The organism is Campylobacter sp. RM16188 (assembly GCF_012978795.1).
Lineage (GTDB): Bacteria > Campylobacterota > Campylobacteria > Campylobacterales > Campylobacteraceae > Campylobacter_A > Campylobacter_A canis.
This window is the reverse complement of the sequence record NZ_LIWQ01000001.1, coordinates 1-20474: the sequence shown is the minus strand read 5'-3', so window position 1 is coordinate 20474 and position 20474 is coordinate 1. Positions and strand designations below refer to the sequence as shown.

33 protein-coding genes are annotated in these 20474 nt (G+C 38.9%); 1 reads left to right on the top strand and 32 read right to left on the bottom strand.

All coding sequences use genetic code 11. The features are described from left to right. Nucleotides 1-40: 40 nt before the first annotated feature. The 9 genes from tkt to CDOM16188_RS00125 all read right to left on the bottom strand — a co-directional run bounded on the left by tkt (nt 41) and on the right by CDOM16188_RS00125 (nt 7934). The gene (gene tkt, locus CDOM16188_RS00165; RefSeq protein WP_172197077.1) at nt 41-1954 is read right to left on the bottom strand and encodes a transketolase; all 1914 of its coding nucleotides are present in this window, start codon (nt 1952-1954) and stop codon (nt 41-43) included. 19 nt (nt 1955-1973) lie between these two features. Beyond that, nucleotides 1974-2876, bottom strand: coding sequence for a polyprenyl synthetase family protein (locus CDOM16188_RS00160; RefSeq protein ID WP_172197074.1), 903 nt, complete (start codon nt 2874-2876; stop codon nt 1974-1976). Next, entirely contained in the window at nt 2876-3958 is a 1083-nt protein-coding gene (locus tag CDOM16188_RS00155) for a PDZ domain-containing protein (protein ID WP_172197071.1), read from the bottom strand. Before CDOM16188_RS00155 ends, CDOM16188_RS00160 begins: the two co-directional genes overlap by 1 nt. Further along, complete coding sequence (locus CDOM16188_RS00150) at nt 3955-4269, bottom strand: YbaB/EbfC family nucleoid-associated protein (protein ID WP_169941697.1); 315 nt, start codon at nt 4267-4269, stop codon at nt 3955-3957. The genes CDOM16188_RS00155 and CDOM16188_RS00150 overlap by 4 nt, the downstream gene beginning before the upstream one ends. A 144-nt stretch (nt 4270-4413) precedes the next feature. After that, nucleotides 4414-4758: an aspartate 1-decarboxylase gene (gene panD / locus CDOM16188_RS00145; RefSeq protein ID WP_169941699.1), complete on the bottom strand. Its 345-nt coding sequence runs from the start codon at nt 4756-4758 to the stop codon at nt 4414-4416. A gap of 52 nt (nt 4759-4810) precedes the next feature. After that, nucleotides 4811-6103 carry a UDP-N-acetylmuramoyl-L-alanyl-D-glutamate--2,6-diaminopimelate ligase gene (locus CDOM16188_RS00140; RefSeq protein ID WP_172197068.1) on the bottom strand — a complete coding sequence of 431 codons (1293 nt, stop codon included), beginning with the start codon at nt 6101-6103 and terminating at the stop codon, nt 4811-4813. Beyond that, the gene (locus CDOM16188_RS00135; protein WP_172197065.1) at nt 6087-6635 is read right to left on the bottom strand and encodes a histidine kinase; all 549 of its coding nucleotides are present in this window, start codon (nt 6633-6635) and stop codon (nt 6087-6089) included. Before CDOM16188_RS00135 ends, CDOM16188_RS00140 begins: the two co-directional genes overlap by 17 nt. Beyond that, a complete protein-coding gene (locus tag CDOM16188_RS00130; RefSeq protein WP_169941705.1) occupies nt 6632-6901 on the bottom strand; it encodes a NifU family protein in 270 nt (89 codons plus the stop codon). The genes CDOM16188_RS00135 and CDOM16188_RS00130 overlap by 4 nt, the downstream gene beginning before the upstream one ends. 112 nt (nt 6902-7013) lie before the next feature. After that, entirely contained in the window at nt 7014-7934 is a 921-nt protein-coding gene (locus CDOM16188_RS00125) for an ABC transporter substrate-binding protein (RefSeq protein WP_172197062.1), read from the bottom strand. 118 nt (nt 7935-8052) lie between these two features. Here CDOM16188_RS00125 and CDOM16188_RS00120 point away from each other — a divergent pair, with 118 nt between their 5' ends. Continuing rightward, complete coding sequence (locus CDOM16188_RS00120; RefSeq protein ID WP_172197059.1) at nt 8053-8508, top strand: GNAT family N-acetyltransferase; 456 nt, start codon at nt 8053-8055, stop codon at nt 8506-8508. Here the strand turns inward: CDOM16188_RS00120 and CDOM16188_RS00115 are convergent. From CDOM16188_RS00115 to rpmC, 23 genes are all read right to left on the bottom strand, one after another. Then, nucleotides 8494-9186 (bottom strand): ABC transporter ATP-binding protein, encoded by a 693-nt coding sequence (locus CDOM16188_RS00115; protein WP_172197056.1) that lies wholly within the window; start codon nt 9184-9186, stop codon nt 8494-8496. The two genes, CDOM16188_RS00120 and CDOM16188_RS00115, sit on opposite strands and share 15 nt — an antisense overlap. Then, the gene (locus CDOM16188_RS00110) at nt 9183-9932 is read right to left on the bottom strand and encodes an ABC transporter permease (protein ID WP_172197053.1); all 750 of its coding nucleotides are present in this window, start codon (nt 9930-9932) and stop codon (nt 9183-9185) included. Before CDOM16188_RS00110 ends, CDOM16188_RS00115 begins: the two co-directional genes overlap by 4 nt. Then, nucleotides 9929-10540 carry a hypothetical protein gene (locus tag CDOM16188_RS00105; RefSeq protein WP_172197050.1) on the bottom strand — a complete coding sequence of 204 codons (612 nt, stop codon included), beginning with the start codon at nt 10538-10540 and terminating at the stop codon, nt 9929-9931. The genes CDOM16188_RS00110 and CDOM16188_RS00105 overlap by 4 nt, the downstream gene beginning before the upstream one ends. 153 nt (nt 10541-10693) lie before the next feature. Beyond that, nucleotides 10694-11050 (bottom strand): 50S ribosomal protein L17, encoded by a 357-nt coding sequence (gene rplQ, locus CDOM16188_RS00100; protein WP_172197047.1) that lies wholly within the window; start codon nt 11048-11050, stop codon nt 10694-10696. Nucleotides 11051-11060: 10 nt separating this feature from the next. After that, the gene (locus CDOM16188_RS00095; RefSeq protein WP_172197044.1) at nt 11061-12077 is read right to left on the bottom strand and encodes a DNA-directed RNA polymerase subunit alpha; all 1017 of its coding nucleotides are present in this window, start codon (nt 12075-12077) and stop codon (nt 11061-11063) included. A gap of 14 nt (nt 12078-12091) precedes the next feature. Further along, complete coding sequence (rpsD, locus tag CDOM16188_RS00090) at nt 12092-12718, bottom strand: 30S ribosomal protein S4 (protein WP_169941720.1); 627 nt, start codon at nt 12716-12718, stop codon at nt 12092-12094. Between the two features lie 22 nt (nt 12719-12740). Next, nucleotides 12741-13133, bottom strand: coding sequence for a 30S ribosomal protein S11 (gene rpsK, locus CDOM16188_RS00085; RefSeq protein ID WP_172197041.1), 393 nt, complete (start codon nt 13131-13133; stop codon nt 12741-12743). A gap of 9 nt (nt 13134-13142) precedes the next feature. Continuing rightward, nucleotides 13143-13511 (bottom strand): 30S ribosomal protein S13, encoded by a 369-nt coding sequence (gene rpsM / locus CDOM16188_RS00080; RefSeq protein WP_169941724.1) that lies wholly within the window; start codon nt 13509-13511, stop codon nt 13143-13145. A 4-nt stretch (nt 13512-13515) separates the two neighbouring features. Then, nucleotides 13516-13629, bottom strand: coding sequence for a 50S ribosomal protein L36 (rpmJ, locus tag CDOM16188_RS00075; protein ID WP_169941726.1), 114 nt, complete (start codon nt 13627-13629; stop codon nt 13516-13518). Between the two features lie 159 nt (nt 13630-13788). Further along, nucleotides 13789-14007, bottom strand: coding sequence for a translation initiation factor IF-1 (gene infA / locus CDOM16188_RS00070; protein WP_002943098.1), 219 nt, complete (start codon nt 14005-14007; stop codon nt 13789-13791). Nucleotides 14008-14160: 153 nt separating this feature from the next. Further along, complete coding sequence (map, locus tag CDOM16188_RS00065) at nt 14161-14919, bottom strand: type I methionyl aminopeptidase (RefSeq protein WP_172197038.1); 759 nt, start codon at nt 14917-14919, stop codon at nt 14161-14163. A 1-nt stretch (nt 14920) separates the two neighbouring features. Beyond that, nucleotides 14921-16183 carry a preprotein translocase subunit SecY gene (gene secY / locus CDOM16188_RS00060; protein WP_169941730.1) on the bottom strand — a complete coding sequence of 421 codons (1263 nt, stop codon included), beginning with the start codon at nt 16181-16183 and terminating at the stop codon, nt 14921-14923. After that, complete coding sequence (gene rplO / locus CDOM16188_RS00055) at nt 16183-16584, bottom strand: 50S ribosomal protein L15 (RefSeq protein WP_172197035.1); 402 nt, start codon at nt 16582-16584, stop codon at nt 16183-16185. Before rplO ends, secY begins: the two co-directional genes overlap by 1 nt. 11 nt (nt 16585-16595) lie before the next feature. Next, the gene (gene rpsE, locus CDOM16188_RS00050; protein ID WP_169941734.1) at nt 16596-17039 is read right to left on the bottom strand and encodes a 30S ribosomal protein S5; all 444 of its coding nucleotides are present in this window, start codon (nt 17037-17039) and stop codon (nt 16596-16598) included. 15 nt (nt 17040-17054) lie between these two features. Next, nucleotides 17055-17411, bottom strand: a complete 357-nt coding sequence (gene rplR / locus CDOM16188_RS00045) for a 50S ribosomal protein L18 (protein WP_172197032.1) — start codon at nt 17409-17411, stop codon at nt 17055-17057. Nucleotides 17412-17421: 10 nt separating this feature from the next. After that, nucleotides 17422-17958 carry a 50S ribosomal protein L6 gene (gene rplF / locus CDOM16188_RS00040; RefSeq protein WP_172197029.1) on the bottom strand — a complete coding sequence of 179 codons (537 nt, stop codon included), beginning with the start codon at nt 17956-17958 and terminating at the stop codon, nt 17422-17424. 299 nt (nt 17959-18257) lie between these two features. Next, nucleotides 18258-18653, bottom strand: a complete 396-nt coding sequence (gene rpsH / locus CDOM16188_RS00035) for a 30S ribosomal protein S8 (protein ID WP_172197026.1) — start codon at nt 18651-18653, stop codon at nt 18258-18260. Nucleotides 18654-18662: 9 nt separating this feature from the next. After that, entirely contained in the window at nt 18663-18848 is a 186-nt protein-coding gene (locus CDOM16188_RS00030) for a type Z 30S ribosomal protein S14 (RefSeq protein ID WP_169941742.1), read from the bottom strand. A gap of 1 nt (nt 18849) precedes the next feature. Further along, on the bottom strand, nt 18850-19395 hold the full coding sequence (rplE, locus tag CDOM16188_RS00025) for a 50S ribosomal protein L5 (RefSeq protein ID WP_169941744.1): 546 nt from the start codon (nt 19393-19395) through the stop codon (nt 18850-18852). A 2-nt stretch (nt 19396-19397) separates the two neighbouring features. Continuing rightward, complete coding sequence (gene rplX, locus CDOM16188_RS00020) at nt 19398-19634, bottom strand: 50S ribosomal protein L24 (RefSeq protein WP_169941746.1); 237 nt, start codon at nt 19632-19634, stop codon at nt 19398-19400. Then, on the bottom strand, nt 19634-20002 hold the full coding sequence (gene rplN, locus CDOM16188_RS00015) for a 50S ribosomal protein L14 (RefSeq protein WP_169941748.1): 369 nt from the start codon (nt 20000-20002) through the stop codon (nt 19634-19636). The genes rplX and rplN overlap by 1 nt, the downstream gene beginning before the upstream one ends. After that, a complete protein-coding gene (gene rpsQ, locus CDOM16188_RS00010; protein WP_169941750.1) occupies nt 20002-20253 on the bottom strand; it encodes a 30S ribosomal protein S17 in 252 nt (83 codons plus the stop codon). The genes rplN and rpsQ overlap by 1 nt, the downstream gene beginning before the upstream one ends. A gap of 10 nt (nt 20254-20263) precedes the next feature. Further along, complete coding sequence (gene rpmC / locus CDOM16188_RS00005; protein ID WP_169941752.1) at nt 20264-20449, bottom strand: 50S ribosomal protein L29; 186 nt, start codon at nt 20447-20449, stop codon at nt 20264-20266. Nucleotides 20450-20474: the final 25 nt, after the last annotated feature.

The window sequence follows — 20474 nt, the reverse complement described above, 5'->3', positions numbered from 1 at the left end:
CTCTTTTCTAAAATTTCACCGAACACTTTAACTTCAAATTTCACTTAATGGCTTGCATAGCAAATTTACAAAGCTTTTCAGGGCTAAATCCAAAATGCTCAAACAGCATTTCAGCCTTGCCGCTTTCGCCAAAAGTTTGCATTCCATAGACGATATCGGCGAACTTATACCACTCCATCGCGGTTGCAGCCTCAACGGCTATGATTTTGGTGTTTGGATTTAAAATTTTATCCACATACTCTTTAGGCTGCTTGCAAAGCAAGTCAAAACAAGGCGCAGAGACCACGTTTGCGCCTACGCCGTTTTCTTTGAGTAAATTTGCGGCTTTTACGCACAAGCTCACTTCGCTACCGCTTGATACAAATGTGATTTTGGCATTTGGTTTAGATTTAAGAAGATAAGCTCCGTTTTCAACGCTACCGAATTCTCCGCTTTGCAGAGGATCAAGTCCTTGACGAGAACACACAAACGCGCAAGGAGCGCTTAAATTTAAAGCGACTTGCCAACATTTGGCGTTTTCGTTACCATCAGCTGGGCGGAATGTGTAAAAATTCGGCATAGCTCTAAACTGACTTAGTTGCTCTATAGGCTGATGAGTAGGTCCGTCTTCGCCCACGCCGATACTATCGTGAGTGAAAACGAAAAAGTGTTTAATGCCCATAAGTGCCGCTATCCTAGCACTTGGCTTGAGATAGTCGCTAAATATAAAAAATGTCGCCGAAAACGGCAAAAATAGTCCGTATCTGGCAAAGGCGTTATTTATCGCAGCCATTGCATGCTCACGAATTCCGTAGTGGATATTGCGACCGTTTGGAAAATCGCCCATGCCTTTTAATTCGGTCTTGTTTGAAGGTGCTAAATCAGCACTTCCGCCGATAAATCCGGGTAAGACTTTAGCGATCTCGTTCATGATTACGCCGTTGCTATCCCTTGTGGCTACTTTTTTATCGGTAAAATCAGGGAAATTTATCTTTGAAAAATCAGGATTTAAAAGCGAATTTAAAATTTTCTTGCTATCCGCGCTTAATTTTTCTATCTGTTTATTCCATAAAGCCTCTGCCAAATCGCCTTTTTCCACAGCGGCTCTAAATCTAAAAAGCACATCTTCATCTATGGCAAATTTTGCCTCCGGGTCAAATCCCGCAGCCGTTTTTGCCGCTTTGATCACATCTTCACCAAGCGGTGCGCCGTGGCTATGATGACTTCCTTCAAGCTCGCCCGCGCCCTTTGCGATGCGAGTGTTTGCGATAATGAGATAAGGACACTCCTTCTCCTTTGCCTGCTCGAGCGCGAACTCTATCTCATCATAATCATGCCCGTTGATACGAGCCACGTCCCAGCCTTGGGCTTCAAAGCGCGCCTTTACGTCCTCGCTCCATGCTATAGAAGTGTCGCCTTCGATAGTTATATTGTTTGAGTCGTAAATCACGACTAAATTATCAAGCTTTAAATTTCCGGCTATCGCGCAAGCTTCATAGCTTATGCCCTCTTGCAAATCCCCGTCACCGCAAAGACAATACACCTTATGATTTATCACTTCGTTATCAGGCAAATTTAGCAAATTCGCAGCATATTTTGCGGCCATAGCAAACCCAACCGCATTAGCGATCCCTTGTCCAAGAGGACCGGTTGCTACTTCAACGCCTTTTGTGTGAATTTCAGGGTGTCCCGGCGTAAGAGAGCCGAGCTGACGGAAATTTTTAAGCTCGTCAAGGCTTAGATCATATCCGCTTAGATGTAAAAAGCTATAAACCAAACTACTTGCATGCCCGCCGCTAAAAACAAGCCTATCGCGATTAAGCCAGTTTGGATTTTTTGGATTGTGATTTAAAAATTTCATAAGCACGACCATGATATCCGCTAGCCCCATCGGCGCTCCCGGGTGGCCGCTATTTGCCTTTTGAACCATATCCGCACATAAAAATCTTATAGTGTCCGCTTGTTTTTTTAACATCTTAATTCCCTTCTTAAAATTAACGCAAATGCTTATCTATCAAATTTAAGATCATCTCGCCCAATTTAGGCTCAAATTCCCTTAAATCGTCTTGAATTTTATCTATCATTTTGTTTTTTGTCTCTATGGCTTCTTTGACGCCGAGTAAATTTGTAAATGAGTTTTTCATGCCGTCGTTTCCGGTAGGCTTGCCCGCTTCATTTGCACTCGTAGTGGCATCGATGATGTCATCTTGAATTTGAAATGCAAGACCCAGGTCAAGTCCGATTTGATAAATTTTCTCGCACACCTCATCGCTCATCTGAGCTATTACACAGCCTACTTTTAAGCTAGCGGCGATTAGCTTTGCGGTTTTATGGATATGCAAGAAAGTAAGCTCTTCTAAATTTAGCCGCCTGTCCGCCACTTTAAATTTCTCTCTCACGGCTTTTGCTTTTTGGCTCGTTTCAAAAAAGCAATCAATCGCTTGCCCCAAAACCATGCCCGATACGCCTGCGTTTAGAGATAAAATTTCAACGCATTTTAAAGCTGTTTTAGGATCTAAATTCGCCTTTGAAATTTGATAAAAGGCGTGAGTATTTAAGCCGTCTCCAACCAAAATCGCCGTTACGTCGTCGTATTTAACATGCAATGTAGGCTTTCCGCGTCTAAGGTCTGAATCATCCATCAAAGGTAGATCATCATGCACAAGCGAATATGTATGCATAAGCTCAAATCCCAAAGCTACGTCAAATGCGCTCTTTAGCATCTCAGGCTTTAGTGCATTTACTACGCCAAGCACAAGCATAGCTCGAAAATGCTTGCCTCCCGCAAGAAGCATGTATTTTAAAGCTTCATCGAAATTTGGATGAAAACTAGGCGCGCTTGGCAAATTTTCTCGTAAAAAAGACTTAAATTCCTCTAGTAAATTTTCGCTTCTCATCATCTTGCTTTATAGAAAAAATCAAATCCGTTTCGCCTAAACAGCAAGATATGCTCGGCGCTGTTTTTTGATGTTAGCTTGATGGCGTCGTTGCGATTTTTTACTTGATTTTTACCAACCTGTATCAGCTTATCGCCTGTTTTGATGCCGAAATTTGCCGCTTTTGAGCCTTCATCTACCTTCTTAACGTTTAGTTGCCCGTCAAGAGTTATGCCTTGCGTTTTGAAAAAATCATTAGTCGTATTTGCCTGCTTTATCTCTTTTGTCTCTTGGCTCTTAACATCAGGCTTCATCTCATCTTTGGATTTTTTATCTTTTGCACCAGCCGAGTCCGAAACGGCTATGTTAAATCTTTCGACAACTCCGTCGCGCATAATCTCAAAAGTTAAAATTTCGCCCTTTTTAGCAAATAAAATTCTCTCATTTAGCTCTCTTAAGGTTTTAAATTTCTCTTTATTTATAGATAAAATTTCATCTTTTGCCATGAGAGCTTGACCTCGCCCGAGCTGCTCTACGCTTTTTACGTAAAATTTGCCGTCCATTGCCTCGAATATAGCCCCGACATCGCCGTAATAAACATCTGGATAAGCTATAAAGTGTCTTAAGTATCTATTCGGGATAAATTTGTTTCCGCCCACGCTAATGCCTCTTAGGTTGCAGCATGCCGATAGCACGGCTGTAGTATCATTTACGTCAAAAGTAAGCGTATCAAGCTCGCCAAGCCTTTCGCCAAGAGATTTGACGTGCCCGTAAACGGTTGAGTTGATATCCTTTGTAACACTCACCCAATCGCTTTTTTTAGTTCTGTTATCCTCGCTCATCTTGATAGGATCAAGGCTCATATCCGAAGCGACCAGATAAAGCCCTAAAAAAGGATCAAATTTTATGTAGTTTCTAAGCGGCATCTCATCTTTTTTTACAACCGCGATTAGATTAGGGCTAAGTGCGATGCCTTCATGACCTGCGACATTTACTATACTTGGGAGGTTTTTTTCGTAGCAGGCGTTAAAATCATCTTGAGTCGGGCGCGGTGCGCTAAAAGCCAATGCACATAAAGATATGAGAAATAAAATTTTTCTCATTTGCCGCCCATTCCCGCAAATCCGCCAAGCATCTTTGCGGCAAGATGCCTTTTATCATCCTCGACCATTTTCATCACGTCATTTACCGCGCTAATCAGTAAAATCTGCAAACTCTCCTTATCTTCAAGCAAACTATCGTCTATCGTGATGTCAAGCAGTTCGCCCTTGCCGTTTGCTTTGACGCTGATAAGTCCACCACCGCTTTTTACGCTAAATTCTCTGCTTGAGGTCTCATTTTCAAGCTCGCGCGCCTTTTTTTGAACCTCTTCAAGCATATGGTTCATTTTCGATAAATCAAGTCCTTCAAACATAAAAAATCCTTTTCAATTTTGCTTGATTATAACAAATTTGAGCTTATATAATTTTTTCAAACAGCTTGTAAGCTAAGCGTAAAATCAAAATTTATGAGCTTTTTAAGCGGAATAAAAAATAAAATTTTAAGCAAATTTGTTTAATCAAACTATCTCGTTTTTTTCATTTACATGAACTATCGTGGGCTCAAATTTTTTAGCTTTTTTAAATTTCATAGTTGCGTAAGCTACGATTATAACTACATCACCGATGCAAACTTTTCTTGCAGCAGCGCCGTTTAAGCAAATTTCACCTTTTTTGTCGCCTTTTATGACATATGTGGAAAATCTCTCGCCGTTATTTACGTTTAGAATTTCGACCTTTTGAAATTCCGTTAAATTTGCAGCATTTATAAGCTCTTCATCGATGGTTATAGAGCCTACGTAGTTTAAATTCGCATCCGTTACAACGGCTCTGTGAATTTTACTTGCTAAAACTTCTACTCTCAAAAAAACTCCTTATTTATCTCGTGCCAAAAATTAGGTCAAATTTCGCAGGCAATTATCTATCTTTTCTTCCCAAAAATTCCAAAACGACCTCCTTATCGCTAAAAGGATATTTAACCCCTTTTATCTCCTGATAAGGCTCGTCTCCTTTGCCTAAAATCACTAAAATTTGCCCTTCCTTTAGGCTTTTTAGCCCGATTTCAATCGCTTTTTTGCGATCAGGCTCGCAGATAACGGTATCGTTCATTTGCATGCCGTTATATATCTGCTGGATGATTGACATCGGCTCTTCGCTTCTTGGATTATCGCTTGTTACTATGCAAAGCTTTGCAAAATGCTGCACGATAGAGCCCATCTTAGGGCGCTTGGTATTATCCCTATCGCCTCCGGCTCCAAAAACGACAACTTGCTCATAGTGGCAAAGCGCGCTCAAAACTTTCTCGATCCCATCGGGCGTATGAGCAAAATCAACGATGACAAGAGGATCTTGGCTAACAACCTCCATCCTGCCCTCAACGCCGCCAAAATTACTAACTGCAGATGAAATCTCCTCGCAACTCTTATCCGTTAAGCTAACAACGCAAGCGGTGGCGGCGATAAGGTTATAGAGGTTAAATTCGCCCTGCAAATTCGAAGCTATCTCAAGATCGCCTTTTGGGGTTTTAATAATAGCGTTTATGCCGTTTTTTAGCCCGTAAGCGATAGGCGAAAATGATGCGTGCTTTCTAAGAGAGTAAGTAAGCGCATTTTTAGCGTTAAATTTCAAATTTCCGTCGTCTATGTTTATGATTTTTAAGCTGTCATCTTCAAAAAAGCTGCTCTTAACGCGCGCATACTCTTCAAATGTTTTGTGATAATCAAGATGATCTTGGGTTAAATTCGTAAAAATTTTAGCTGCGAATTTAAGCCCCTCTATGCGATTTTGATCTATCGCGTGAGAGCTTACCTCCATCACGAAATACTCGCATTTTTGCTCACTGGCGGATTTTAAATAACTAAGCGTGCGTAAAATTTCGCTTGTGGTAAGAGCCTTTTGATCTATTCGCTCATCATTTATAAAAGCTCCGCGAGTTCCGCAAAGTCCGCACTTATAACCCAAATCAAGCAAGATAGAATAAATCGCCGCAGCAGTTGTCGTCTTGCCGTTTGTGCCTGTTATGCCTATTATCTTGATATTTTCATCTATGTTTAAGAGCTTTTTACACTCCTTTAGGCTAATGATTTTAGCGCCTTTGTCTATAGCGTTTTGAGTAAATTTCGAGTTTGTGTGAGTTTGGACAAACAAACACCCCTCTTCGCATTCGTTTGAATTGTCCGTGATAAATGAATTTTCAATGTAAATTTTCACTTTTGCGCCTTTTGTTTATCTCGCAAATCAAAGAGTTTAACCTCTCATCGCCAGCAAATAAGACAGCCACGCTTTCAAGGTAGTTTAATCCCATCTCTATAAAATCATTTTTAATTAAATTTTCTAAAAAGTCCAAAAAATCATCGCGATTGTTTATCATAACTCGAGTTGAGAACATTATATCTTCAAAAACGCTTTTGAAATTTCCCTCTTTTTTAACCGCATCCATAAAATCATCATAACTTATGGCGTTTTGAGCTTCAAGCTCGTCTTTTTCGTCAAATTTAGACTCCAAAGTAGCTAAAATTTCGTCCAAATCCTCAGCGCTCATGCCAACTTTTTCTTTAACTTTAAAAATTTCAAACAGCATCATGGCTTCATCGTGTCTGGTTTTAGCAAGCGAGCAAATCATGATAAAAAACAAAAGCCTTTTATCCTTTTTTTTATCGTAAGCCAAAGAAAAATAATTTATAGCCTCGTCAAAGCTGCCTTTATAAAAGGCCTTGATACCAAGTTTTTTATAATCAATCAATCTAATCTTACCTCTTCTCCGATAGGGATATTTATCACCTCAAGTTCAGGGTGAATATCCATTCTAAGCTGTCTTTCGATACCGTATTTAAGAGTAGTTCCGCTGGCTGCACAACCGTGGCAATGCCCCGTTAAGCGAACATAAACTTTGCCGTTTTTTATACCTAAAAGCTCCATGCCGCCACCGTCTCGCTCAAGCATAGGCATTACCTTTTGCAAGCTTGCGCTAACAGGTTTTAAAAGCTCTTCATCTGTAAATGGGATCATCTCTTGCCCTTTGTTTTTGCTTGAATTATACACCTACTTTGGCAAAATAAATTTTAAATTTTGGAAGTTTCGGGAGTTTTTAAGGTTTAAGGGCGAATCCGCCCTTAAAATTTTAGTTTAGCAGAAGTGATTTTATGTCTATTTTTTGCTCTATCATCTTGCTTTCAAGCATAAATTCCTGAGTAGCCTCAAGCGCTTTTATATCTTCAGCCGTGATCTTTGAGCTAAAATCATACTGAGGATACATGCTTTTAACGGCCTCTATGCTAAGTCCTGTCTCCTCGGCGGTAAATTTAAGCGCCTCTTCTTCGTTTGCTTTTATAAAATCTAAAATTTCATCTTGAGTCTTTTTAAATTTTTCAACCAAATCTTTGTGCTTCTTATAAAACTCTCCACTTGTCGCAGTTACTATCACGGGGCTTATCACGCCTTTGCCCGTAGTTACGATGTGAAGTCCTGATTTTTGTGCGTTATAGGCGGCAGGTCCCGCTAAAAGCGCCATATCAACGCTTCCGTTTTCAAGTGCGGCTTGCGCAGGCGGGATACCCATAGATATAAACTCAACGTCGTTTATACTAAGTCCTCCAAGCGCAAGGTATCTAACTAAAAGCTCGTTTAATATCGTGCCTTTTGGTCCTGCGATCTTTTTGCCTTTTAGATCTTTTGGCGATTTTATGCTTTTATCTTTTGCAAATATCACAAAAGCTTCAGGCGCTCTTGAATACGCGCTTATGATCTTGATGTCAGCCTTGTTTGCAGCCGCCAAAATAACCGAAGTGCCGCCCACGCAGTTAAGAAACTGAAGCGAATTTGACGCAAGCGCTTGAGTCTGCTTGGCTCCTGAGGTTATCTCAAAGTATTCAACCGGTACGCCAAATGATTTGGCGTAAAAGCCTTTGAATTTATCGACGATTGACGGAACGTTTAGCGGCGATTTGACGTAAGTGATGCCGATTTTGTCTAAGCCTTCTTTAGCGTTTGCAATAGAGCAAAGCAAAGAAAACGCACATAAAATTTTAAAAATTTTTCTCATCTTTTCTCCTTTTTGATATTTTAAAATAAAATTATATAAAAACTTAACTTTATCTTGGTTTTAATTATCAATTACTATAATACTTTTTGCGAATTTCAAATTATTCAAAGGAGTAAAGATGAAAGATTTAGTTATTTTGGAAAATTCCGGAAATTTCAATCCCGCAGATATCGATGAGATAATGCTAAGCATTGGCTGGACGCACGAAAAATACGCTCATAAAGATGAAAAATGGGCTCATTTTAATATGTTTAGAACCTATGACTACGTAGCCATAGCCAAGCTTGGCGATAAGACGATCGGCACACTTGAAGCGTTTTGCGACAGGGATAATTTTGCAACTTCATATCTTTACTCGATCATGGTGCACAAAGACTATCAACGCAAAGGCGTTGGAACTGCACTCATGGAGGCTTTCAACAAGAAATTTAAGCATACTACGACTTGGGTCGTAACGCCGATTAGTAAAGGCAAGGATGCGATCGCTTTTTTAGAGAAATTCGGCTTTAAGGATAACTCGGCAAATTTTGCTGTTTGCACTAGAATGAGAGATAGACCGCTAAATGTGAGCTAAAATTTCGCGCTTTAGCCTTATGAGATCGCCCTCAAGCAGATCTCTGGGCTTAGCTAAATTTGACAGATCATAACTTGCTTTGATAGCGCCGTTTTCAAGCAGAATTATCTCGTCGGCCAAAAACAGCGCTTCATCGATGTTGTGCGTTACAAAAAGGATGGTTTTATCCGCTTGAATCTTTAAAATTTCAGCCTGCATATTAGCTCTCGTAAAGGCGTCAAGCGCCGCAAAAGGCTCATCCATAAGGATCAAATTCGCCTCATACGCAAGCACTCTTGCAAGCGCCACGCGAGAAGCCATGCCGCCTGAAAGCTGAGAAGGCTTAGCGAATTTAAACTCGCTAAGCCCTATCGTGTCGATTAGTTTATCGATTTTGACCTCGCTTATCTCATGCTTTTTAAGCGAAAAAACGATATTTTCATATACATTTAAAAAAGGCATGAGCCTAGCCTCTTGAAAAACAAATCCGATTTTAGCGCCTTGCTTGATATCAATCTCGCCTGTGGTTGGATTTTCAAGCCTTGAGATAAGACGCAAAAGAGTGGTTTTACCACATCCGCTTCTACCAAGAACTACGGTAATCTTGTCTTTTTTTATAGTCAAATTTAAATTTTTTAAAATTTCAAAGCTCTTATCTTGAATGACAAAGCTCTTGGATAAATTTGATATTTGTATCATCTGCCCGCCTTTAAGGGCTCAAATTTAGATATGAGCTTTAAAAATATACGATCAATCAGCACCCCGCAAACTCCAATCGTAAAGATACCCACAAATATCCTATCCGCGCGCGAAAGTTCCTCTGCATCAAGGATAAGATAGCCAAGTCCGCTTGAAGCCGCGATCATCTCAGCTCCTATGATAGCCCTCATCGCATATCCAAAGCCGATACGCATACCCACAAAGATATCTTTAAGTGCGCTTTTTAAGATGATTTTGTAAAAAATTTCAAATTTGCTAAAACCGAAAATTTTACCTACTTCAATAAGCTTGATATCGCAACTCGTTAGTCCCTTGGAGATACTTAAAAACATCGGAAAAAACGAAGCAAGAACGATGATGATAACTTTTGGAGTCTCGTTTATGCCAAACCAAAGCACCAAAATTGCAATTAAGCTAAGAGGCGGGATATTTCTAAAAAACTCCAAAATCCACTCGTAATAAGAGGTGATTTTAGGCTTGAGCGATGTAAGTCCGCCAAGAAGTAAAGCAAGCGCGAAAGCAAAAGCATAACCTATAAAAATGCGCTTAAAGCTAATGAGAGTGTGAGTCGCAAGCTCGCCGCTTAAAATCATGTTAAACATTGTTTTAAAAGTTGTAGCAGGACTTGGCAGGATATAGGCGGTAAAAATTTCAAGCTCGCAAACTATATGCCAAGCTGCAAATATAATAAAAATCAAGATGCTCTTTTTGAAAATTTGCTTCATAGGCCGTCTCCGTTGTGACAGCCGTTTTCGCAGTGTAAAAGCTCTACGATCTGATAGCTCTTAAGCTCGTGAAATCTATAAGCAAAAGCATTTTCTATCTCGTCTTTGCTTTTTAAGCTTATGGCTTTAACGCCTAAATTTTCAAAAAATCCAACCGGAATAGGACTTGAATTTATCTTTGTGGCAGGCAAATTTATCTCATTTAGCTCTCTAAATTCTTTCCATGTCAAAAATGTGGTTCGAGCCAAATTTAACCCTCTGCCAAGCTCGGCTAGATCCTCGCAAGGAGTAGTTATAAAAAGGTGTTCGTCATCTTTTAAATTTGCGCTAAGCTCAAGTGCGCTCTCTATCAAAATAGGATTTGAGGTTGAAATTTGAGCTGATTTATCTTTAAAATTCGAACTTATAAAATTTACGGCTCTTGGACATCTAGAGTCTAATATGAACTGTTTGGATTTTAATTCCGCTTTATATGAATTTTTAACATTTAGTATATGATTTACCTTGCACTCTACAATCTCAAATCCTTTATCCGCAAGTAGCTTTTGCAAATTTTTTACTTGATACATACTTTTTACGACGGGATTTAGCCAAACTAATTTTTTCATAAGCTCTTTCGTTAAATTTATGAATAAACTTGATAATTAAACTTAAAATTGTATCTTTTGAAAATTTAAAATGAAGTAAAAATAGGATTTGAAAATATATTTTATGCAGATTGTGTGGATTAAAATTTTAGAGAGCCGAAGCTCTCTAAAAAGTTATTCGCTTACTAGCTCTATATAAGCCATTTCCGCAGCATCGCCGCGTCTTAAGCGAGTTTTGATTACTCTTGTATAACCGCCGTTGCGTCCTACGAATTTAGGAGCAATCTCGGTAACTAGTTTATTTGTAGTCTCTTTATCTTGAAGACTTGCAAAAACCGCTCTATGGGCGTTACTATCGCCTTTTCTGGCTCTTGTGATAAGCTTTTCTATATAACTTCTCAGCTCTTTTGCTTTTGGCAGAGTAGTCTCAATTTTTTCGCTTTTTATAATCGCGATTGCTAAATTTTTAAGCAATGCCGAGCGATGAGATGATGTTCTGCCTAATTTTCTATAACCATGTCTATGTCTCATTTATTTTCCTTTACTCGTTTGCACTCATTTGTGATTTCAGCTCAGCAATCTTCTTTTTGAGCTGGTCTTTGCCATCTTTTAGAATGTCGCTACCTACAGGATAGCCGATCTCTTCCATAACGGCTTTTATCTCTTCAAGAGATTTTTTACCTAAATTTTTAAGCTCTTTTAGCTCATTCTCATCCATTAAAGCAAGTTCACCGATAAATCTAACTTCAGCTCTATCAAGACAATTAAAGCTTCTAGCGCTTAAATTTAGCTCTTCAACACTTTGAAGTAGTTTTGCATGCTCTCCACTTATTGTACCGCTTCCGATCTGTGATGCAATGTCAATATCCAAAATTCCTTTAAATACAGACATCTGCTGATACATAGCATCAACAGCATTCTTAAATGCTTCAATCGCACCCACTTGACCGTCAGTTGTAACAGTAAAGACTATCTTTTCATAGTCTGGATTGTCTTCAACCAAAACATTTTCAATATCATATACCGCTTTTTTCACCGGAGTAAAGAAAGCATCAAGAGCTATATAATCCTCTTCCATCGCATCGCGAATTTCTTCGCTTGGAACATATCCTATGCCTTTTTGGATAATAACTGAAAATTTAAACTCAGCATCTTCATTTATAGTAGCAAGATATGCTTCAGGATTAACAACTTCTACTATAGAACTATTTAAGTCCTTTCCGTTTATCTCTTTCGGTCCTTTAAATGAGTATTCTACAACTTCGCGCTCAGAATCGGTTTTAAGCTTAAATCTTAAATTTTTCAAATTTATAATAAATTGCGCTACATCTTCAAGCATGCCTCTCATAGAGTCAAACTCATGAGAAACACCTTCAATCTTAACGCCCGTAGGAGCAAATCCAACGGTACTGCTATAAAGCAGACGGCGCAACGGATGAGCCAATGTTACGGCATATCCTGCTTCAAAAGGATAAGTCGTTATTTTAGCAACATTCTCGCTTATACTTTGAACCTCAATCTCTGTAGGCATATAAGCTGATGTAGTAATCTTTCTCATTATTACACCTCTTATTATTTAGAATAAAGCTCTACTATAAATCTTTCCTCTACAGGAATGACAACCTCTTCTCTTTCCGGTGTTCTTGTAAAAATTCCAAATTTTTTATCTTTTTCAACATCAACCCAAGAAACAATTCCAGTTTGAGCGGTAAGATCAATCGCTCGAACGATTTGAGGATTGTTTTTTGACTTCTCTACTATTTCTATCTTAGATCCAGCATCAACCCTATATGACGGGATATCTACTTTTTTACCATTTACCAATATATGTCCGTGAGTAACAAGCTGGCGAGCAAATCTTCTAGTTGTTGCAAAGCCCATTCTATAAACTACGTTATCAAGTCTTTGCTCTAAAAGTTGAACCAAAAGTGCACCCGTATTACCTTCTCTTCTAGCCGCTTCTTGAAACAATCTTCTAAACTGCTTTTCAGAAATTCCGTACATAAATTTAGCTTTTTGTTTTTCGCGAAGCTGCAAGCCGTATTCGCTGATCTTAGCTCTTCTTTGTCCGTGCTGTCCCGGTGCATAAGGGCGTTTATCAAGCGCTGATTTACCGGCCAATCTTCTCTCGCCTTTAAGAGCCAAACTTACACCCAAACGTCTTTCTAATTTTTCAACAGGTCCTCTATATCTTGCCATAATAATTCTCCTAAATTTCTAATTACACGCGGCGGCGTTTTGGTGGTCTGCAACCATTGTGAGCAAGCGGAGTTATATCTTTAAGGAATACAACTTTAATACCTTCGATTGCGCCTACACTTTTCACGGCTGTTTCTCTACCGCTTCCAGGACCTTGAACTTTTATGCCCACCTCTTTAATTCCATGCTCTTTAGCTTTATTCATAGCATCTTCTACCGCTTGCTGAGCTGCATATGGAGTTGATTTTTTACTACCTTTAAAGCCAAGCGCGCCTGCACTGCTCCAAGCTATGGTATTACCCATCTCATCGGTAACCGTAACCATAGTGTTGTTAAAAGTCGCACTTATGTAAACAACACCTTTGGCAATACTTTTTCTTACTACTTTCTTTTTAGTTATCTTTCTTTTTGCCATCATCTATCCTTATTTTGTTGCAGAGCCAACAGTTTTACGCTTACCTTTTCTGGTTCTAGCGTTTGTTTTAGTCTTTTGACCGCGCACCGGAAGACCCTTTCTATGGCGAAGACCTCTATAGCTTCCAAGATCCATAAGCGCTTTTATATCCATAGCAACGCTCTTTCTAAGATCACCTTCAACCACATGTTTCTCTTGGATCTCTTTACGAATAGCAGCAGCCTCATCTTCAGTTAGCTCATGAACTCTCTTGTCATAAGAAATTCCGGTAGCCGTAAGAATCTCTCTTGATTTATGAAGGCCGATACCATAAATGTAAGTTAGACCATACTCAATTCTCTTTTTTTTCGGTAAATCTACACCTGCAATACGAGCCATTCTTTTATCCTTGTCTTTGTTTATGTTTTGGATTTTCACAAATTACGTGAACTATGCCTTTACGTTTGACAACTTTACATTTGTCACACATCTTCTTTACAGAAGGACGAACTTTCATCTTAGTCTCCTAAAAATTTATTCCACTTTTTTAGGGCTGCATCAGGTTTAAAGAAATTGTTAAACCAACTATTTTCAAAACAAGTGGTAGGCTTTGAAAACAATTCTTCATACAGCATTTGTTGCAAAGGGCTGATTTTAGCCAAATTTAGCTTTTGTTTTACTTATGGCGATAAATTATTCTACCCTTATCAAGACTATACGGCGTGAGTTCTACCTTTACCCTGTCTCCGGGCATTATCTTGATATAATGCATTCTCATCTTGCCTGCGATATGGCACAAAATGACATGCTTATTGTCAAGTTCAACTTTAAAAGTTGCATTAGGCAAAGCCTCTATAACGTTACCGTCAATCTCTATGACGTCGTCTTTTGCCACTATTTTCCTCCTTTCATAAATTTTATTTTTATTCGGTTGCAAGATTGCAACGTGAATGACCTTAAATTTTAACTCACCACAAATTAAAATTTTACAATTCACAAATCAAATTTGTAAACTGCAAAAACTTAGGCGATAAATTTGATATAAATTTTACGCTTTGCTTAAAATTTCAGCTCTTCCGTTTATCACGGCAACGCAGTGTTCATAATGGCTAGTTCTTAAACCATCCTTGCTGGTTACTTTCCACTTATCATCGCCGACTACGGGAGTGCCTTCTTTTTGACAAATCATTGGCTCTATGCAAAAAACCATTCCGTTTTTGATCTTTGGGCCGGCTTTTGGATTGTTCCCTTCTAAGTAGTTTGGCACTTCAGGCTCTTCATGCGGGCGCTTGCCTATGCCGTGTCCACAAAATCCTCTTAGCGGCACAAACCCTCTTGCAAGGATAAATTTCTCAAGCTCATAACTAAGCTCTTTAAAATGCATTCCCTCTTTTATGATATCAATGGCAAAATAAAGCGCATCTTTAGAGCAAGCTATTAAAGCCTCATCCTCTTTTGAAATTTGACCCACTCCGAATGTACGAGCGGAATCACCGAAAAAACCGTTTAAATTCGTTCCTATATCAACCCCGACTATATCACCCTCTTGCAGGATTGTCTTATCAGGAATTCCGTGGATTACAACTTCATTTAGGCTTATACAAGCCGCATTAGGAAAGCCGTAAAGTCCTTTGAAAGCAGGCTTTGCACCGGCTTTTATTATCATATCCTCACAAATTTTATCAATCTCAAGAAGCGAAATTCCTGGCTTTATAATACTTTCAACATAATCAAGAGTGCGAGCGACAATTTGATTTGCCGCTCTAAGCTTTTCGATTTCAGCCGGTTTTTTAAGCGAAATCGCCATTTTATAAACCTACCGCACTTAAAGTTTGGTATTTGTTCATATAAATTTGAGCCTCGATCCTTCTCATAGTATCAAGAGCAACCGAAACAACGATCAAAACAGATGTTCCGCCAAAATAAAACGGCACACCCATAAATTTAACCAAAACCCAAGGTAGGGTTGAGATAAGACCAAGATATATAGAACCGCTAAAAGTTAGTCTTGAAGCGATCTCGTTTAGATATCCTGCAGTGCCTTCGCCCGGTCTAATTCCAGGTATAAATCCGCCTTGTCTTTTTAAATTCTCGCTGATATCTTTTGCGTTAAATACGATTGACGCGTAAAAATATGCAAAAAATACGACAAGCAAGAAAGTTAAGAAGTTAAACATATAGCTGTTCGGGTTTAAAAAGTCGTTAATCGCTTGGATGTATTTATTTGTGCTTGCCTGAAAGATGGTGCTTGGAAACATCAATATAGCACTAGCAAAGATAGGCGGGATAACACCGCTTAAATTTACTTTAATAGGTATATAGTTCATTATGCGCTTATTTTGATTTTCCATAACAACTTTTCGTGAGTAAGATACAGGAATTCTCCTCTCGCCCATTTCGACAAATATAACAACACCTACGGTTATGAGTATAACAAGCAAAATTCCAATAACTACTAAGAAGTTCATTTCGCCTGTATTTACTAAATTTATAGTTCCACCGATCGCTGCTGGGATTCCGCTAACGATACCCGCAAAGATAATAAGACTGATTCCGTTACCTATACCTCTTTGAGTTATTTGCTCGCCTATCCACATCAAAAGCATAGTACCAGCTAGCATTGAAGCTGCCGAAATAGCTATAAACAAACTCATATCTATCATGATAGCTTGCTCACCGCCTCTTCCGCTCAGACCTTGCAAGCCTATACTAACACCGATTGCCTGAACGATAGTAATGACGATAGTTGCATAACGGATAATCTGCATATATTTTTGCATACCGTCGCGATCTTTTTTCATTTTTCCCAGTGCGGGGAATGTAGCTGCGAGTAGCTCCATAATAATCGAAGATGTAATATAAGGCATAATACCAAGCGAGATGATACTTAATCTTTCTGCAGCGTTACCGCTGAACATATTAAATAATCCTAGTGCATTAGAACTGTTTGAATCAAAAAATTCTTTAATGACGTCGACATTAACACCAGGAACCGGCACGTATGCCAGTATCCTGTAAGCAAATAAAAATGCCAACGTGATGAGTATCTTGTTGGTCAATGTCTTATTCATTATGCACGTCCGCTAACGGTTACGTTCTCGTCTTTGATTTTTGCAACAAGCCCTTTAGCTCCTGTTCCGATCAATTTAATTTTCAAAACGCTGCTTGAAATTTTATGAACGGTTGCTATGCTAGCGACAGTGATCTCGCTCAGCTCTTTTACGGCTGTTATCTTATCTACGTTGATCACATAAGGCTTTACTACTCTAGATGTAAATCCTACTTTTGGAAGACGTCTTTGAAGTGGTTGTTGTCCACCCTCAAAACCTCTTTTTTCATTATAGCCTTTTCTAGCCCTTTGACCTTTATGCCCTTTGCCTGCAGTTTTACCTTGACCGCTACCTTGACCGCGTCCTAATCTCTTAGTTTCACGAGTTGAACCGACAGCCGGAGTTAATTTTTCAAGTCCCATATTCCCTCTCCTTAGCTTTTAAGCATGCTTAATGCTTTGATTGTAGCGCGAACAACGTTTGCAGAGTTGTTTGAGCCAAGTGATTTTGTCAAGATATCCTTGATACCTGCAAGCTCTAGAATAGGGCGAGTTGAACCGCCTGCGATAACACCCGTACCTTCGCTTGCCGGACGAAGTAAAATTCTACTTGCGTTATATTTTACCTCTATATCGTGAGGAATTGTCGAGCCTTTAAGCTTAACATTGATAATGTTTTTGAAAGCATCATCAACGGCTTTTCTGATCGCATCAGGAACTTCTTTAGCTTTACCGAAGCCAAAACCGACTAGTCCGTTTCTATTTCCGACTACTATAAGAGCCGTAAATCTAAATCTACGACCGCCTTTAACAACCTTTGTAACCCGACCGATATCGACGATTACTTCTTCAAATTCTTCTCTATTATATTTTTCCATCGATTTTCCTTTGGGTTATAGCTTAATGCCATTTTCTCTTAAAGCGTCTGCAAAAGCCGCTACAACGCCGTGATACAAATAGCCGTTTCTATCAAATAAAGCCTCTTCTACGCCTTTTGCCTTAAGAGCTTTTGCAAATTCTTTTGCCAAAACTACAGCGCCTTCTTTATTGGCTTTAATGCCTAGCTTTCTTCCGTCAGCCGCTGCAATAGTAGTTGCCGTAACATCTTCGATGGCCTGAACATAAAGCGTTCTATTTGATTTAAAAATAGAAACTCTAGGTTTTGATGCAGTGCCGGAAATTTTAGCTCTGATTCTTCTCTTTCTCTTTATTCTAAGAGCGAGTTTTCTTTTTAATACATTTGCTGTCATTGCCTATCCCTTACTTCTTAGATGTTTTACCGGCTTTGCGGATAATGCGCTCTTCAGCATATTTTATACCCTTGCCTTTGTATGGCTCAGGCGGGCGATATCCTCTAACTTGAGCTGCTATTTGTCCTACAACTTGCTTATCATCGCCTTTTATAGTGATGACGTTTTTCTCTACGCTTATCTCGACACCTTTTGGCACTTCGTGATTTATCGGGTGAGAAAATCCTAAACTTAGTTCAAGCACGTTGCCTTTTGCAGCTGCCTTATAACCAACACCGTTTATTTCAAGCTTGCGAACAAATCCGTCCGTAAGACCTGTAACGATATTATTAGCTAGCGCTCTGTATGTGCCCCAGTATGCTCTACTTTGTCTATCTTCACCTTTAGGAGAAAATACGATTGAGCCGTTTTCTACCTTAACATCAACATGACCTTTTGTGTCAAGTTCTTTTGTATTATTGCCTTTTTTAAATTTAAGCAAATTTCCTTCTACGCTGACATCTAATCCGCTTGGAATAGCTATCGGCTGCTTACCTATACGTGACATTTTTTTCCTTTTTACTTGTCTAGGGTATGTCTACTTTATACGAATGGATACCACAATACCATAAAAAGCAGAAACTAAATTCCACCTCGTCCAAATTTTAAATTCGGACTATTAAAAGAATCGAAACTCTTTTAAACCTATTTGAATTCTTTGCTATCTCAAATTTGAGATTTATATCGTAAATTTAGCAAATTTAAAGCTAAATTTTGGAGTTTTGCAAAGTAGGCAATAAACTTAGCCTATTATATAAACTCCATTACAAAGTGTTATAAACGATGTTTTGACATCGTTTATATTCATTACCACACAGTACAAAGAATTTCGCCGCCAACACCCGCTTTATGAGCGTCTTCGTTGCTCAAAACGCCTTTGCTGGTGCTAACGATAATTGTTCCATAACCGTTTTTAAATCTTTTAATCTCGTCTTTGCCTTTATAGACGCGGCGACCAGGCTTTGAAACTCTTTTAAGTTCGTTTATAACGCTATTTCCACGCTCATCATACTTTAAAACAACGTTTATAAATTTCTTTTTATCCTCTTCAACTACATTGTAGCTTTCTATGTAGCCTTTTGCAGACAAGATCGTCAAAGTCGCTTCAACAACGTTTGAGTGAAGCAGCTTCGTAGTCTCAAGCTTTCTCATAGAGGCGTTTCTGATGCGTGTTAGTCCATCCGATATTAAATCATTCAACATTTTTCTTCCTTACCAGCTTGCTTTTTTAAGACCAGGGATTAGTCCTTCGTTGGCCATTTTTCTTAGGCATACTCGGCAAATTCCAAAATCTTTATAAACAGAGTGCGGACGTCCGCAAATTTGGCATCTTGTATAACCGCGAACTTTAAATTTAGGAGTGCGAGCTGCCTTTGCTATCATTGATTTTTTTGCCATATTACTTTCCTTTTGCAAACGGCAAACCAAAAAGCTCAAGCAATTTGAATGCCTCTTTGTCGCTATCTGTTGTCGTAACAATTACGATATTCATACCGTGAGTGCGCATAATCTTATCATACTCAACCTCAGGAAACATTAGCTGCTCATCAAGACCAAAGTTAAAATTTCCTCTTCCGTCAAAACCATCTCTCGGTAAGCCTCTGAAGTCTTTAACTCTCGGAAGAGCAACGCTTATAAGCTTATCTAAAAACGCATACATCTGCTCTTTTCTAAGAGTCACTTTGATACCCACAGGAAAGCCTTCGCGAACTTTAAAGCCCGCAACTGATTTTTTAGCATCGGTTACAACAGCTTTTTGTCCTGCTATAAGCGAGATAGTATCCGCCATATTTTGAAGAAGCTTTTGATCTTTTGCACCTTCGCCAGCACCTACGCTAATTACAATTTTTTCAATTGCAGGTATAAGCATAGGGTTTTTGATATCAAATTCTTTTGCTAAAGCCGGTTTAACAACTTCATTATATTTAACTTTCAATCTACTCATAATTAAGCCTCAACCTTCGCCACGTTTGAAATATCAATTGGCATCTCTTTATTTATAAAGCCACCGTTTGGAGTCTTTTCACTTGGCTTGATAGCCTTTTTGGCTACTTTGCAACCCTCAACGATAACTTGTCCTTTTTTTGCTAATACAGATAAAACTTTTCCTGTTTTACCTTTATCATCACCGGCAATAATCTTTACGGTATCGCCTTTTTTAATCTTAAATTTAATATTAGCCATTATAAAACCTCCGGAGCAAGCGAAACAATTTTCATGAAGTTTGCATATCTAACTTCACGACCGACCGGTCCGAAGATACGAGTTCCGATAGGCTCTCTTTTGTTATCAAGTATTACGGCTGCATTTTCGTCAAATCTAATAAGCGAGCCGTTTTCTCTTTGAACCTCTTTTTTAGTTCTTACGACTACGGCTTTTACGACTTGACCTTTTTTAATTTTGCCGTTTGGAAGCGCCTTTTTAACAGAGCACACGATAACATCGCCAAGCGTTGCATATCTTCTTTTGCTACCGCCTAATACTTTTATACACATTAACTCTTTTGCACCGCTATTATCAGCTACTGCAAGTCTTGTAAAAGATTGTATCATTACTCAACTCCCTTTGCCAATACAGCTTTTAAGCGAAAGCTTTTGCGGGCAGAAAGCGGTCTGCACTCAACTGCTATAACGGTATCTCCGGCTTTTGTCTCATTTTTTTCGTCATGAATCATATATTTCTTAAAACGTTTTACAAATTTATGATATCTTGGGTGCATAACACGTCTTTCTACCAAGATTGTGGCTGTTTTATCTCCAGCTTTTTGCAAAACTACACCTTGAATTTCTCTTTTAAATGCCATTTCTCACCCCTTACTTTGAAGCGCTAATTGCAGTATTGATTTGTGCAATCTCTTTTTTAACTGCACGAATCTCGTTAGGGTTGCTTAGCTGCATAGTTTTTAGCTTTTGTCTTAATGTAAATAAAAGCACCTTTTTCTCTTTCAATAACGCGTTTAATTCTGCAACGCTTTTTTCTTTTAACTCAGTATATTTCATTTTCACTCTCTCGCGTTACAATTTT

Excerpts from the sequence above, each read along its gene's own strand:
- tkt (WP_172197077.1), bottom strand. The coding sequence starts at position 1,954 with ATGTTAAAAAAACAAGCGGACACTATAAGATTTTTATGTGCGGATATG.
- CDOM16188_RS00160 (WP_172197074.1), bottom strand. The coding sequence starts at position 2,876 with ATGAGAAGCGAAAATTTACTAGAGGAATTTAAGTCTTTTTTACGAGAA.
- CDOM16188_RS00155 (WP_172197071.1), bottom strand. The coding sequence starts at position 3,958 with ATGAGAAAAATTTTATTTCTCATATCTTTATGTGCATTGGCTTTTAGC.
- CDOM16188_RS00150 (WP_169941697.1), bottom strand. The coding sequence starts at position 4,269 with ATGTTTGAAGGACTTGATTTATCGAAAATGAACCATATGCTTGAAGAG.
- CDOM16188_RS00130 (WP_169941705.1), bottom strand. The coding sequence starts at position 6,901 with ATGATCCCATTTACAGATGAAGAGCTTTTAAAACCTGTTAGCGCAAGC.
- CDOM16188_RS00125 (WP_172197062.1), bottom strand. The coding sequence starts at position 7,934 with ATGAGAAAAATTTTTAAAATTTTATGTGCGTTTTCTTTGCTTTGCTCT.
- CDOM16188_RS00120 (WP_172197059.1), top strand. The coding sequence starts at position 8,053 with ATGAAAGATTTAGTTATTTTGGAAAATTCCGGAAATTTCAATCCCGCA.
- CDOM16188_RS00115 (WP_172197056.1), bottom strand. The coding sequence starts at position 9,186 with ATGATACAAATATCAAATTTATCCAAGAGCTTTGTCATTCAAGATAAG.
- CDOM16188_RS00110 (WP_172197053.1), bottom strand. The coding sequence starts at position 9,932 with ATGAAGCAAATTTTCAAAAAGAGCATCTTGATTTTTATTATATTTGCA.
- CDOM16188_RS00105 (WP_172197050.1), bottom strand. The coding sequence starts at position 10,540 with ATGAAAAAATTAGTTTGGCTAAATCCCGTCGTAAAAAGTATGTATCAA.
- rplQ (WP_172197047.1), bottom strand. The coding sequence starts at position 11,050 with ATGAGACATAGACATGGTTATAGAAAATTAGGCAGAACATCATCTCAT.
- CDOM16188_RS00095 (WP_172197044.1), bottom strand. The coding sequence starts at position 12,077 with ATGAGAAAGATTACTACATCAGCTTATATGCCTACAGAGATTGAGGTT.
- rpsD (WP_169941720.1), bottom strand. The coding sequence starts at position 12,718 with ATGGCAAGATATAGAGGACCTGTTGAAAAATTAGAAAGACGTTTGGGT.
- rpsK (WP_172197041.1), bottom strand. The coding sequence starts at position 13,133 with ATGGCAAAAAGAAAGATAACTAAAAAGAAAGTAGTAAGAAAAAGTATT.
- rpsM (WP_169941724.1), bottom strand. The coding sequence starts at position 13,511 with ATGGCTCGTATTGCAGGTGTAGATTTACCGAAAAAAAAGAGAATTGAG.
- rpmJ (WP_169941726.1), bottom strand. The coding sequence starts at position 13,629 with ATGAAAGTTCGTCCTTCTGTAAAGAAGATGTGTGACAAATGTAAAGTT.
- map (WP_172197038.1), bottom strand. The coding sequence starts at position 14,919 with ATGGCGATTTCGCTTAAAAAACCGGCTGAAATCGAAAAGCTTAGAGCG.
- secY (WP_169941730.1), bottom strand. The coding sequence starts at position 16,183 with ATGAATAAGACATTGACCAACAAGATACTCATCACGTTGGCATTTTTA.
- rplO (WP_172197035.1), bottom strand. The coding sequence starts at position 16,584 with ATGGGACTTGAAAAATTAACTCCGGCTGTCGGTTCAACTCGTGAAACT.
- rpsE (WP_169941734.1), bottom strand. The coding sequence starts at position 17,039 with ATGGAAAAATATAATAGAGAAGAATTTGAAGAAGTAATCGTCGATATC.
- rplR (WP_172197032.1), bottom strand. The coding sequence starts at position 17,411 with ATGACAGCAAATGTATTAAAAAGAAAACTCGCTCTTAGAATAAAGAGA.
- rplF (WP_172197029.1), bottom strand. The coding sequence starts at position 17,958 with ATGTCACGTATAGGTAAGCAGCCGATAGCTATTCCAAGCGGATTAGAT.
- rpsH (WP_172197026.1), bottom strand. The coding sequence starts at position 18,653 with ATGTTGAATGATTTAATATCGGATGGACTAACACGCATCAGAAACGCC.
- CDOM16188_RS00030 (WP_169941742.1), bottom strand. The coding sequence starts at position 18,848 with ATGGCAAAAAAATCAATGATAGCAAAGGCAGCTCGCACTCCTAAATTT.
- rplE (WP_169941744.1), bottom strand. The coding sequence starts at position 19,395 with ATGAGTAGATTGAAAGTTAAATATAATGAAGTTGTTAAACCGGCTTTA.
- rplX (WP_169941746.1), bottom strand. The coding sequence starts at position 19,634 with ATGGCTAATATTAAATTTAAGATTAAAAAAGGCGATACCGTAAAGATT.
- rplN (WP_169941748.1), bottom strand. The coding sequence starts at position 20,002 with ATGATACAATCTTTTACAAGACTTGCAGTAGCTGATAATAGCGGTGCA.
- rpsQ (WP_169941750.1), bottom strand. The coding sequence starts at position 20,253 with ATGGCATTTAAAAGAGAAATTCAAGGTGTAGTTTTGCAAAAAGCTGGA.
- rpmC (WP_169941752.1), bottom strand. The coding sequence starts at position 20,449 with ATGAAATATACTGAGTTAAAAGAAAAAAGCGTTGCAGAATTAAACGCG.